Origin of the sequence: Nitratidesulfovibrio sp. D1 (assembly GCF_051133415.1) — a bacterium.
Lineage (GTDB): Bacteria > Desulfobacterota > Desulfovibrionia > Desulfovibrionales > Desulfovibrionaceae > Cupidesulfovibrio.
Genome location: NZ_JBPGNZ010000004.1, coordinates 535,874 through 547,771 on the forward strand (window position 1 = coordinate 535,874; position 11,898 = coordinate 547,771).

General features: G+C 68.2%; 11 protein-coding genes. All 11 read left to right on the forward strand.

Annotation, left to right across the window (positions count from 1 at the left end):
• Window position 1 precedes the first annotated feature (1 nt).
• The 11 genes from ACR4XJ_RS10345 (at window position 2) to ACR4XJ_RS10395 (ending at window position 11,882) form a co-directional block, all read left to right on the forward strand.
• Complete coding sequence (locus ACR4XJ_RS10345) at window positions 2-508, forward strand: NADH-quinone oxidoreductase subunit J family protein (RefSeq protein WP_434755130.1); 507 nt, start codon at window positions 2-4, stop codon at window positions 506-508.
• On the forward strand, window positions 505-819 hold the full coding sequence (gene nuoK / locus ACR4XJ_RS10350; protein ID WP_434755131.1) for an NADH-quinone oxidoreductase subunit NuoK: 315 nt from the start codon (window positions 505-507) through the stop codon (window positions 817-819). Before ACR4XJ_RS10345 ends, nuoK begins: the two co-directional genes overlap by 4 nt.
• Window positions 819-2,318 carry a monovalent cation/H+ antiporter subunit D family protein gene (locus ACR4XJ_RS10355; protein WP_434755132.1) on the forward strand — a complete coding sequence of 500 codons (1,500 nt, stop codon included), beginning with the start codon at window positions 819-821 and terminating at the stop codon, window positions 2,316-2,318. Before nuoK ends, ACR4XJ_RS10355 begins: the two co-directional genes overlap by 1 nt.
• A 9-nt stretch (window positions 2,319-2,327) precedes the next feature.
• Window positions 2,328-2,585, forward strand: a complete 258-nt coding sequence (locus ACR4XJ_RS10360) for a hypothetical protein (protein WP_434755133.1) — start codon at window positions 2,328-2,330, stop codon at window positions 2,583-2,585.
• Between the two features lie 168 nt (window positions 2,586-2,753).
• Window positions 2,754-4,535 (forward strand): Na(+)/H(+) antiporter subunit D, encoded by a 1,782-nt coding sequence (locus ACR4XJ_RS10365; protein WP_434755134.1) that lies wholly within the window; start codon window positions 2,754-2,756, stop codon window positions 4,533-4,535.
• A gap of 33 nt (window positions 4,536-4,568) precedes the next feature.
• On the forward strand, window positions 4,569-6,128 hold the full coding sequence (locus ACR4XJ_RS10370; protein WP_434755135.1) for a complex I subunit 4 family protein: 1,560 nt from the start codon (window positions 4,569-4,571) through the stop codon (window positions 6,126-6,128).
• Window positions 6,125-7,552 carry an NADH-quinone oxidoreductase subunit N gene (locus tag ACR4XJ_RS10375; RefSeq protein ID WP_434755136.1) on the forward strand — a complete coding sequence of 476 codons (1,428 nt, stop codon included), beginning with the start codon at window positions 6,125-6,127 and terminating at the stop codon, window positions 7,550-7,552. The genes ACR4XJ_RS10370 and ACR4XJ_RS10375 overlap by 4 nt, the downstream gene beginning before the upstream one ends.
• A 355-nt stretch (window positions 7,553-7,907) precedes the next feature.
• Entirely contained in the window at window positions 7,908-9,551 is a 1,644-nt protein-coding gene (locus tag ACR4XJ_RS10380) for an FmdE family protein (RefSeq protein WP_434755137.1), read from the forward strand.
• Window positions 9,552-9,682: 131 nt separating this feature from the next.
• Window positions 9,683-10,618 (forward strand): helix-turn-helix domain-containing protein, encoded by a 936-nt coding sequence (locus ACR4XJ_RS10385; RefSeq protein WP_434755138.1) that lies wholly within the window; start codon window positions 9,683-9,685, stop codon window positions 10,616-10,618.
• A gap of 246 nt (window positions 10,619-10,864) precedes the next feature.
• Entirely contained in the window at window positions 10,865-11,230 is a 366-nt protein-coding gene (locus ACR4XJ_RS10390; protein ID WP_434755139.1) for a zf-HC2 domain-containing protein, read from the forward strand.
• Window positions 11,205-11,882, forward strand: coding sequence for a flagellar hook assembly protein FlgD (locus ACR4XJ_RS10395; RefSeq protein ID WP_434755140.1), 678 nt, complete (start codon window positions 11,205-11,207; stop codon window positions 11,880-11,882). The genes ACR4XJ_RS10390 and ACR4XJ_RS10395 overlap by 26 nt, the downstream gene beginning before the upstream one ends.
• Window positions 11,883-11,898: the final 16 nt, after the last annotated feature.

Here is an 11,898-nt window from a genome sequence, read left to right on the forward strand (position 1 = left end):
CATGGAAACACCGGCAATCCTCGCCTTCGGCTTCTACTTCCTGGTCATTGTCGTCGGCTGTTTCATGGCCGTGGGCTGCGCCAGCCTGGTGCGGGCGCTGGTGGGGCTGGTCGCCACGCTGCTGGGCGTGGCGGGCATGTACCTGCTGCTCAACGCGCCGTTCATGGCCTTCATGCAGATCCTCATCTACATCGGCGCCATCTGCGTGCTGATCTTCTTCGCGCTGATGCTGGCCCGGGCCGACGCGGACGGTGACGAGGCGGACCCCGCCCCGGCCGCGCGCACCTTCAAGGGGGTGCTGGCGGCCATGCTGCCCGGCGCGCTGCTGGCCCCCATCCTGCTGCTGCACCCCACGGCGTCGCACCTGCTGCCGCCGGACGTGCCGCTGGCCGACCTCGGCCGCAGGCTGATGGAGGACTACGTGCTGCCCTTCGAACTGATCTCGGTGGTCCTGCTCATCTCCATGGCCGGGGCCGTGCTGCTCGTCTGGGAAAGGAGGGACAAGTGAAACCGCTCGTGCTCTACCAACTGGCCTCCCTCGTGCTGCTTGGCGCGGGCCTGGCCGGGCTGGTCAAGCGGCGCACGCTGGTGGGCATGCTCATCGCCGTTGAACTGATGCTCAACGGCGCGGGGCTGTCCATCGTGGCCGCCACCCAGCTCACCGGGGGCGACGCCGCCCTCGGACAACTGGCCACGCTGCTGGTCATGGGCCTTGCGGCGGCTGAAGCCACCGTGACCCTGGCCGCCATCGTGGTGGTGTTCCGCCGCTTCGGCTCCACCCGCACCGACGCCCTGACCACCCTGAGGGAGCAGCCGTGATGACAGCGCCCAACACCATCGAAACCGCGAGCCTGCTCGTTCCGCTCATCATCACCCTGGTCGCGCCCTTCGCCATCATGCTGGCGCGCGGCAACGCCAACCGGCGCGAGGCCGTGTCGTTCATCGCCGCCGCGCTGACCTTCGTCTCGGTGCTGCAACTGGCGCCGGGGGTGATCGGCGGGACCATCTACACCTACACCGTCACCACCATCCTGCCCGGCATCAGCCTGACCCTGTGCGCCGATGGGCTGGGGATGATCTTCGCGCTCATCGCCACCTTCCTGTGGGGCTTCGCCACCAGCTACAACATCGGGTACATGCGCGGGCTGAACGAACACGCCCAGACGCGCTACTACACCTGTTTCGCCGTGGCCATCTTCGGCGCGGTGGGGGTGGCCTTCTCGGCCACGGTGTTCACCCTGTACCTGTTCTACGAGGTCATCACCGTCTTCACCTACCCGCTGGTGGCCCACCACCAGGACGCGGAGGGCTTTGCCGGGGCGCGCAAGTACCTGGTGTACCTGATGGGCACCTCCAAGCTGTTCCTGCTGCCCGCCATGGTGCTGACCTACGTGCTCACCGGCACGCTGGACATGCGCCTTGGCGACGTGCTCACCGGCATGTTCCCGGCGGACGTCATCGCCGCCCACCCCAACCTGGTGCGGCTGACCTACGTGCTGTACATCGCGGGCCTGGCCAAGGCGGCCCTTGCCCCGTTCCACAACTGGCTGCCCTCGGCCATGGTGGCCCCCACGCCCGTCTCGGCCCTGCTGCACGCGGTGGCCGTGGTCAAGGCGGGGGTGTTCTCCGTAAGCCGGATCATCCTGTCCGGCTTCGGGGTCGAGGCCATGGACACGCTGGGCCTCGGCATTCCCACCGCGTGGCTGGCGGCGTTCACCATCGTGGGGGCCTCGCTCATCGCCCTGACCAAGGACGACATCAAGGCCCGGCTGGCCTATTCCACGGTCAGCCAGCTGTCCTACGTGATCATCGGGGTGGCCCTGCTGACGCCGTCGGCCGTGCAGGGCGGGCTGATGCACATCCCCCACCACGCCTTCTCCAAGATCACCCTGTTCTTCGGCGCGGGGGCCATCTACGTGGCCACGCACATCAAGAAGATCAGCCAGATGAACGGCCTTGGCCGCCGCATGCCGTGGACCTTCGGGGCCTTCGGCCTGGCCTCGCTGTCCATGATCGGCATGCCGCCGGTGTGCGGCTTCGTCTCCAAATGGTACATCGTCAACGGCTCACTCCAGGCCGGGCAGACCGCCCTGCTGGTGGCCCTGCTGCTGTCCACCCTGCTCAACGCGGGCTACTTCGTGCCCATCTTCTACCGGGCGTTCATGCTGCCGCCCGCCCCCGACGCCAACATCGAGCAATACAGCGAGGCCCCCGCCTCCATGGTGGTGCCGCTGTGCCTGACCGGGGCCATATCGCTGCTGCTGGGCCTGTACCCGCAGGTGTTCCTGAACTTCATCCAGGCGTTCGGCCACTTCTAGGAGCGCACCATGAACGGACTCGGAGCATTCCTTGAACGCCAGCGCGAACTGCGCGGCGCATGGCTGAAGGCGTTGTACGGGGTGCTGGCCGCCCTCGTGCTGCTGAACCTGTTCATCGGCCCGCACGACCCGCACTTCGTCCTCGACGCCTACCCCGGCTTCTGGGCGCTGTTCGGCCTCGTGGTGGGCGTGCTGATGGTGGTGATCATGAAGCGCATGGTGCAGCCCGCCATCGTGCGCAAGGAGGACCACTATGGAGACGTGTAGAACTCATTGCGGCATCGCCTTTGACGCGAAAACGCGGGCTTCCCGGCAGCGGCAAGGCAGCGGCGGAAAAGACGACGCAGGCGTAGCAGCGCTACGGCGAGGAGGCTTTTGCGCCGATAACGCCGCCGGTGCCCAAAGACCGCGTTTGCAGCCAAAGGAGGTGGCGTAATGAGTTCTCCCTTCATCCACCCCGCCATCGGGTTCCTGGCGCTGGCGGCGGTGCTGCCCTTCCTGCGCGGAAAATGGTGGAACTGGCTGCTGCCCGCCCCGGCGGTGCTGGCCATCTTCGCCGTGTTCACCATGACGCCGGGCGACCACCTGACCCTGAACTGGCTGGGCCAGACCCTGCTGCTGGGCCGGGTGGACAAGCTGTCGCTGGTCTTCGCCCAGGTGTTCGCGGTGATGTCGCTGGCGGGCATGCTGTACGCCATGCACGTGGAGGACCGGGGCCAGCACATCGCCGCCGCCCTGTACGTGTCGGGCGGGTTCGGCTGCGTGTTCGCGGGCGACTACCTGACCCTGTTCGTGTTCTGGGAACTGATGTCCATCGGCTCCACCTTCCTCGTGCTGCTGAACCGCACGCGCGAGTCGGTGCTGGCGGGCTTCCGCTACTTCCTCTACCACACCGCCGGGGGCCTGCTGCTGCTGGCGGGCCTGCTGCTGCGCTACAAGGCGCTGGGCACGTGGGAGTTCACGGCCATGGCCCCGGGGGCCACCCCGCCCCTGTACGAATGGCTGATCCTGGCCGGGTTCTGCGTCAACGCCGCCGTGGTGCCGCTGCACGCATGGCTGCCCGACGCCTACCCGCGCGGCACGGTGACCGGCTCGGTGTTCATGTGCGCCTACACCACCAAGACGGCGGTGTACGTGCTGGCGCGCGGCTTCGCCGGATGGGAGATCCTGGCGGCGGCGGGCACGGTGATGGCGGTGTACGGCGTGCTGTACGCCTGCATCGAGAACAACGCCCGGCGCATCCTGTCGTACCACATCGTCTCGCAGGTGGGGTACATGGTGGCGGGCATCGGCGTGGGCACGGCCATGACCCTGAACGGCGCGGTGGCCCACGCCTACGCGCACATCCTGTACAAGGGCCTGCTGTTCATGGGCGCGGGCTGCCTGCTGCACGCGGCGGGCACGGCCAAGCTGGACAAGCTGGGCGGACTGGCCGCGCGGCTGCCGTGGGTCATGGTGCTGTACATGGTGGCGGCCCTGTCCATCTCGGGCATGCCGGTGTTCAACGGGTTCATCTCCAAGACCATGACCATCACCGGCGCGGCCGAGGCGCACCGCACCCTCGTGGCGCTGGGCCTCGAAATCGCGGCGGTGGGCACGTTCATCTCGGTGGGCATCAAGCTGCCCTACTTCGCCTTCTGGGGCGGCAAGCCCACGGACAACGACCGTGCGCTGGCCCCCATCCCGTGGAACATGTACGCGGGCATGACCGTGCTGGCCGTGCTGTGCATCGCGCAGGGCGTGGCCCCGTCCATCCTGTACGCCTGGCTGCCCTTCGAGGTGGAGCACCCCTACGTGCCGTGGACCGCGTGGCACGTGCTGCAATCGCTGCTGTTGCTGGGCTTCTCGGGGCTGGCCTTCTACCTGCTGCGCAAGGTGATCACCCCGCACGAAGGGCTGAACCTAGACGTGGACATCGCCTACCGCGCGGTGGGCACCGGGGCGCTGCGCTTCGTGTGCCGCCCGCTGGCCTTCCTGGACGACCGCTGGACCGAGGCATACCGCACGGGCGGCCTGCGCGGGCTGATGGGCATCGCGCTGGGTTCCGTGTGGTTCGACCGCAGGGCCATCGACGGCGTGGTGGACGGCAGCGCACGCACGGTGCGGGGCATCGGCGGGCTTGGCGCGCGCACCCAGAACGGCAGCCTCCAGGACTACCTGGGCTTGGCCGCGTTCCTGGCGCTGTGCGTGTTCGGCCTGGTCTGGTATCTCGGCTAGCCGCAACGGGACCCACAAAAAACGGAGACGCCTGTGTATCCTGACATACCGGTCCTCAGCATCCTGATCTTCCTGCCCCTTGCGGCGGCGGCGCTGCTGCTGCCGCTGCGCGACGACGAGACCGTGCGCCGCGTGTCGCTGGCGGCGTCGCTCGCCGGGCTTGCGGCGGGTTGGCCGCTCATCGCCTTCAACCCCGACGCCGGGTTCCAGTTCGTGGAGCGCATGACCTGGGTGGCCCGCTGGGGCCTTGAATACCACCTGGCCGTGGACGGCATCAGCATCCTGATGGTGTGGCTGACCCTGTTCACCCTGCCGCTGTGCGTGCTGTGCTCGTGGACGTACATCGGCAAGCGGGTGAAGGAGTTCCACGTCTGCCTGCTGCTGATGACCTCCGCCTGCATCGGCGTGTTCACGGCCATGGACCTGGTGCTGTTCTACGTGTTCTGGGAGGCCATGCTCATCCCCATGTACCTGCTCATCGCGGTATGGGGCGGGGCCGAGCGGCGCTACGCATCCATCAAGTTCTTCCTGTACACCCTTGCCGGGTCCACCCTGCTGCTGGTGGCCATCGTGGCCTTCCGCATCGCCGGGGGCACCTTCTCCATCCCCGACCTGATGCAGCAGACCTTCGGGTTCCGCTTCCAGTACTGGGCCTTCCTCGCCATGGCGCTGGCCTTCGCCATCAAGGTGCCCATGTTCCCGTTCCACACCTGGCTGCCCGCCGCGCACGTGCAGGCCCCGTCCGCAGGCAGCGTCATCCTTGCGGCGGTGCTGCTGAAGATGGGCACCTACGGGTTCCTGCGCTTCTGCCTGCCGCTGACGCCCGAGGCCAGCGTGCACTTCGCCCCGCTGATGATCGGCGTGTCGGTGGTGTCCATCCTGTACGGGGGCGCGGTGGCTCTGGGGCAGACCGACATCAAGAAGCTGGTGGCCTATTCGTCGGTGGCCCACATGGGCTTCGTGACGCTGGGCATCTTCCTGTTCCAGAAAAGCGGCGTGCAGGGCGCGCTGCTCCAGATGCTGAACCACGGCATCGTCACCGGCGCCATGTTCATGATGATCGGCGCGCTGTACGAACGCAGCCACAGCCGCGAGGTGGCGGACAACATGGGCCTGGGCAAGTACCTGCCCGCGTTCATGTTCTTCTGGGGGCTGTATGCCCTGGCCTCGTTCGGCTTTCCGGGCACCAACGGCTTCGTGGGTGAAGTGCTGGTGTTCGTGGCCGCCTTCCAGCAAAGCCTGACCGTGGGCGTGCTCATCGTGCCCGGCGCGCTGCTGGCGGCGGCGTACATGTTCCGGGTCAGCCTGCGCATGGCCTGGGGCAGCCCGTCCACGGCCAAGACGTGGAACGACCTGAACCGCCGCGAATGGGCCTACCTGCTGCTGCCCGCCGTGCTGGTGCTGTGGATCGGCCTTGCGCCCGCGCCCTTCCTGCGGCTGATCGACCCCGCCGTGGACCGCCTGCTGGCCGACCTGCGCAACCGCGCCCCGGTGGCCGAAGCGCAGCTTGCCTTCGGCCGCGCGGACGCCCCGCGCCATGAACCGCCCGCCATCCTCGCATCCGCCGCCATCGCCAAGGAGGTGCGCCAGTGAACCTCGACCTTACCCTGCTGCTGCCCGAGTGCGCCATGCTGCTGCTGGTGGCCGTGCTGTTCGTGCAGGCGCTGGCCGCCGGGGCCGCTTCCGTGTCCGCCCACCGCTGGCTGCCCTACGGGGCGCTGGCGGTGACGGCCGCCACCGTGGCCGGTCTGCCCGCGGAAGGAATGCTGCTGTGGGACGCCTACAAGGTGGACGCCCTGTCGCAGTTCTTCAAGCTGTGCGTGGCGGGCGGCTTCTGCATCGCCGTGCTCAACGCCACCCGCCAGCCCACGCTGGAGGAAGGCAAGCGCGCAGACTACTTCCTGTTCCTGGGGGTGTCGGCGTGGGGCCTGATGCTGCTGGCATCCGCCGCCGAACTGGTGACCCTGTACCTTGCGCTGGAACTGTCGTCGTACAGCCTGTACGTGCTCATTCCCCTGCGCGGGCGCACCCGCGAGGGGGCCGAGGCCGGGGTCAAGTACATCCTGTTCGGCGCGGCGGCCACGGCCATCTCGCTGTACGGGCTATCGTACATCATGGCCGCGCAGCAGACCACGTACATCGCGGCGCTGGCCGCGCGCGACTGGTCGTGGGCGGCCAGCCCCATGGCGGTGGTAGGCCTGTCGCTGTTCCTGTGCGGCATGTTCTACAAGCTGGCCCTGTTCCCGTTCCACTTCTGGTGCCCCGACGTGTACCAGGGGGCCAGCAACGAAACCGCCGCCTACGTGGCCACCCTGCCCAAGCTGGGCGCGGTGGTGGTGCTGGTGCGCCTGGCGGCCCTGCTCCAGCCGGGGCTGGAGATCACCACGGCCATCGCTTGGCTGGGGGTCATCTCCATGACCTTCGGCAACCTGTGCGCGCTGGTCCAGAAGGACGTGAAGCGCATGCTGGGCTTCTCGTCCGTGGCGCACGCGGGCTACGTGACCGTGGGCCTAGTGTCCGGCACGGCGGAGGGCCTTGCCGCCGCCGCGTTCTATGCGCTGGTGTACGTGGTCATGAACCTGCTGTGCTTCTGGGTGGTGTCCCGCGTGGCCGTGGACGGACGCAACCTGGTCCTGTCCGACCTCAACGGGCTGCACCGCCGCTCTCCGGTGCTGGCCTTCGCCCTTGGCGTGGGGGCCTTCGCGCTGGTGGGCCTGCCGCCCACGGCGGGCTTCATGGGCAAGCTGTTCCTGATCACGGCGGCGTGGAACCACGGGTACAACTGGCTGGTCATCGCCCTGGCCCTGAACAGCGCCATCGCCATCTACTACTACCTGTCGCTGGTGCGCCACGCCTACACCGAACCGGACGAGAACACGGCCCTGCCCGCGCCCGACCAGAGCGCGTTCAGCCTGGGCGGCGCGGTGGCGCTGGCCGCCGCCACGCTGGTGCTGGGCATCGTGCCCGCGCCGCTGTTCGAGAAGGCGGTCAAGGCGGGGATGGCCCTCTTCGGCTGATCCAATCCTGAGCTGATCGGGGCTAAAAACGAAGGGGCCGTCCACAGCCCCGGCTTTCCCGAAAACATACGGAATCCCCCTGTCCCACGCGGGGCAGGGGGATTTTGCACTCTCAAGGAGAGCATGGCTCCCGGCGGCATGTGGTGCCAATGTCACGCCAAGTCGCGCTTCCGTGACTGCCGCGCCGAAACCTGCTAGTGTCCTGCCGCAGGGCGGGAACATTACGGCAACACACCGGTTTTCCCTGAAATTCCGGCCACACGGGCCGGCCATCCAGTCCGCCGCGCAGGCATCCCCGGCCGGTTCCCCGCCGCCGCGCCGTTCACGCAACCTTTGCCTTCACGAGAACCACCACATGCTCATCGGTCCGCACACCCACGACGAATTCATGGAAGTGGCGCGCAGGTTCCACGGCTACCCGGCCCCCGGCCTGATCATCGGCGGCTACATGGTCGAACTGGCCCGGCAGGGCCTGCCGGAAGGCGTGCTGTTCGACGCCATTTCCGAGACCGAACAGTGTCTGCCCGACGCGGTGCAGCTGCTGACCCCCTGCACGGTGGGCAACGGCTGGCTGCGCATCATGAACTTCGGCATCTACGCGGTGTCGCTGTTCGACAAGCGCACCGGCGAAGGGGTGCGCGTGCACCTGGACGTGGACAAGATGGGGCCGTGGGGCGAAATCCGCACCTGGTTCCTGAAGCTGAAGCCCAAGAAGGATCAGGACACGCCGCTGTTGCAGGCCCAGATCAAGGAGGCGGGGCCGGACATCCTCACCGCCCGGCCCGTCACCGTGCGGCCCGACCGGCTGGGCCACAAGGGCAAGGGGCTGGTGGGCCGCTGCCCGCTGTGCGGCGAATACTATCCGGTGTCCTCGGGCGGCATCTGCCGCTCGTGCCAGGGCGAATCGCCCTACCACGCCGGTCCGGGCCTGGCCTTCGAGGGCCAGCCCGCCCTGCGCGCCGTGCCCGTGGCCGAGGCCGTGGGCAAGCGCGCCCTGCACGACATGACCCGCATCGTCCCTGGCGAGCACAAGGACGCCGAATTCACCGCCGGGCAGGAACTGACTGCGGGCGACATCTGTAGATTGCAGCTGATGGGGCGCAACTCCATCTACGTGCAGGAGGACGCGGACGCCGCCGAGGCCTGGGTGCACGAGGACGAGGCCGCCAAGACCTTCGCCGAACTGATGGCGGGCGAGGGCGTGGCCATGCGCGACGCCCCGCGCGAGGGCAAGGCCAACCTCACCGCCACCCGCGACGGCCTGCTGCTGGTGGACGCCGAACGGCTGGAGCGCTTCAACCTGGTGCCCGACGTGATGTGCGCCACCCGCCAGGGCTACAGCGTGGTGCTGGCGGGCACCAAGGTAGCGGGCACGCGGGCCATCCCGCTGTACCTCTCGCGCGAGAATTACATCAAGGCCACGGCCATGTTGCAGGACGGCCCGCTGTTGCGGGTGCTGCCCATGCGCGCCGCGAAAATCGGCATCCTGGTCACCGGCACCGAGGTCTTCCAGGGGCTGATCCAGGACAAGTTCGCGCCCATCATCACCCAGAAGGCCCAGCGCCTGAACTGCGAGGTGGTGAAGACCGTGTTCGCCCCCGACGACGCGGCCCTGATAACCCAGGGCGTACGCGACCTGATCACCGCCGGGGCGGATCTGGTGGTGACCACGGCCGGGCTGTCCGTGGACCCGGACGACGTGACCCGCAAGGGTTTGGTGGACGCGGGCCTTGCCGACATGCTGTACGGCCTGCCCATGCTGCCCGGCACCATGAGCCTGGTGGGGCGCATCGCCAACGAACAGGCCCCCCACCCCGTGCAGGTGCTGGGCGTGCCCGCCTGCGCGCTGTTCTACAAGACCACCGCGCTGGACATCCTGTTGCCGCGCCTGCTGGCCGGGGTGGAGATCACCCGGCGCGACCTGGCGAAACTGGGCGAGGGCGGCCTGTGCATGGAGTGCAAGAGCTGCACCTATCCCAAGTGCCCGTTCGGGAAATAGCGCCCGGACGGCACCTGATCACGAGCAAAACCGGGAAGGCGCGGGCCTTCCCGGTTTTTCCGTTTCCGGCGTTCGCCGCTGCCGACCCCACACACTTGACGCGCCCGGCAAGCCCCCCGATACTTCCCCCCATGAGCCGCAGCCCACGCCATGCCGCCGTCCGCTTCTGGCGCGACCCGGACCTGCCCGGAGTGGAGGTGCGCCGGTCGAGCTACAACGAGGAAACCTTCCGCCGCCACACCCACGCCGCGTACTCCATCGGGCTCATGGACGGCGGGGCCGCCTCGTTCATGCTGGAGGGCGCGCCGCACCGGGCCGTGGCCGGGCAACTGGTGCTCATCGAACCGGGCCGGGTGCATGCCTGCAACCCCGACCGCGACACCTTCTTCGCCTACCGCATGTTCTACGTGGACCCGGACTGGCTGGCGGAACTGGCGGCAACCGCCGAGGCCCCGGAAACCGCGCCCGCCCGGCCCTGCCTCCCCCGCTTCCGCTCGCCGGTGGTGGACTGCGCGCAGACCACGGCCGCGTGGTCGGCCCTGTACGACGCGGTGACGCGCGGCGGCTCGGTGCTGGAAAAACAGTCGCTGCTGGTGCAGGCGGCGGAACTGCTGCTGGCCCGCCACTGCCTGCCCGCTTCCGGCCCCGGCCCAGACCCTGGCCCAGACCCTGGCCCAGACCCTGCCACGGCCACCGCCGCAAACCCGCCGGACCCCGCCGAGGCGGTGGAGGCGGTGCGCCGCCACCTGCGCGGCCACGTGGCCGACCCGGTACGGCTGGACGACCTGGCCCGGCTGGCCGGGCGCAGCCGCTGCCACCTGCTGCGCATGTTCCAGCAGGCCACGGGCCTGCCCCCGCACGCCTACCAGACCCAACTGCGCGTGGACGCGGCACGGCGCCTGCTGGCCGCCGGGCACGCCATCAGCCACGTGGCGGCGGAAACCGGCTTTTCCGACCAGAGCCACTTTTCGCGCGTGTTCCGCGACCTGACCGGGGCCACCCCCCGCCAGTACCAGCAGGGCGGGGCCGTGGCGCACCCGTCCGGAGAAACCGCCACCGACGCCTGACGCCCCCCACCCCGCCCCGCTCTCTCCGCCGCACACCGCAAGGGCCGGACATGTTCCGGCCCTTTGCCGTTTCCGGGCCGCGCCCAGAACCGCACCCGCCGTCCCCATGCCCCGCCGCCGCTCTCCCCCCTCCTCTCCGTAAAGCCGCCTTTACATCTCTTTCCGTCTCTTGATGGGCGTTCCGGCCTGTTGCCTCCGTACATACCGGTAACAGGTCCTTCACACCTCAGCACGGAAGTTCAGCCCATGAGACAGCAGCGGCACCACGCCACGGTGCTCCATTCCATCGAGGAAGGACTGTGCACGGACGATTCGCCATGTCCCGGCGTGAACATGATCGCCTGCTACCTGGAAAAATCGGCCACACCTGCTGAACGAAGGCGTCTTGAATCGCACTTCGCATCGTGCAGGTCATGCAGGGGAGACCTTCTGGAACTGCGCAAGATCATGAAGGCGCCGGAAGTGAAGACGCCGTTCGAGGCCGTGGAGGCGGCGCTGGCCCTCTCCACCCGGCACGAAACGGGACATGACCCGGAACAGGGCACGCCGGAACAGGGCACGCCGGAACAAGGCCCGGAGGACAGCAATGACCACTATCTCATCCTTGTATAGCGCCACCAACACATCGTCGTCTTCCAGCAGTGGCAGCAGCGGGACCACGCTGGATTCCGACGCCTTCCTGCAACTGCTCATCGCGGAGTTGCAGAACCAGGACCCCACCAATCCCACCGACTCCACCGAGATGATCAACCAGATCGCCTCGTTCTCCACGGTGGAGCAGTTGTCGGCCCTCAACGACACGGCCACCTCCATCTACGACTCGCTCACCGCCATGAGCCTGAACTCCGCCGTGAGCTTCATCGGGCAGTCCGTGCTGGCCGAAGGCGACGACATCTCCAAGACCAGCGACGGAACCACCGCCGTCTCCTTCACGCTGGAATCGGACGCGGAAAGCCTGACTGCGCACGTCTACAACTCCAGCGGCACCATCATCAATTCCATCTCCCTCGGCGCCACGGACAGCGGCACCTACACCTTCACCTGGGACGGCACCAACTACACCGGCGCCGAAGTGGCCAACGGCACCTACAGCGTGGTGTTCGAAGCCTACGACGAGGACGGCGACAGCCTGGAGGTCTCCACCATGGTGGCGGGCACGGTCTCCGGCGTCTCGGTGGAGAACGGCGTCACGGTGCTCACCCTGTCCGACGGCCGCACGGTGAACCTCGAAGACGTCTACAGCGTCGTCTCCTCCGACGCATAACAACCAGCACGCGCAC

What these genes read in the sequence shown, in the direction of transcription:
- ACR4XJ_RS10345 (WP_434755130.1), top strand. Translation starts at nt 2, where the DNA reads ATGGAAACACCGGCAATCCTCGCCTTCGGCTTCTACTTCCTGGTCATT.
- ACR4XJ_RS10355 (WP_434755132.1), top strand. Translation starts at nt 819, where the DNA reads ATGACAGCGCCCAACACCATCGAAACCGCGAGCCTGCTCGTTCCGCTC.
- ACR4XJ_RS10360 (WP_434755133.1), top strand. Translation starts at nt 2,328, where the DNA reads ATGAACGGACTCGGAGCATTCCTTGAACGCCAGCGCGAACTGCGCGGC.
- ACR4XJ_RS10365 (WP_434755134.1), top strand. Translation starts at nt 2,754, where the DNA reads ATGAGTTCTCCCTTCATCCACCCCGCCATCGGGTTCCTGGCGCTGGCG.
- ACR4XJ_RS10380 (WP_434755137.1), top strand. Translation starts at nt 7,908, where the DNA reads ATGCTCATCGGTCCGCACACCCACGACGAATTCATGGAAGTGGCGCGC.
- ACR4XJ_RS10385 (WP_434755138.1), top strand. Translation starts at nt 9,683, where the DNA reads ATGAGCCGCAGCCCACGCCATGCCGCCGTCCGCTTCTGGCGCGACCCG.
- ACR4XJ_RS10390 (WP_434755139.1), top strand. Translation starts at nt 10,865, where the DNA reads ATGAGACAGCAGCGGCACCACGCCACGGTGCTCCATTCCATCGAGGAA.
- ACR4XJ_RS10395 (WP_434755140.1), top strand. Translation starts at nt 11,205, where the DNA reads ATGACCACTATCTCATCCTTGTATAGCGCCACCAACACATCGTCGTCT.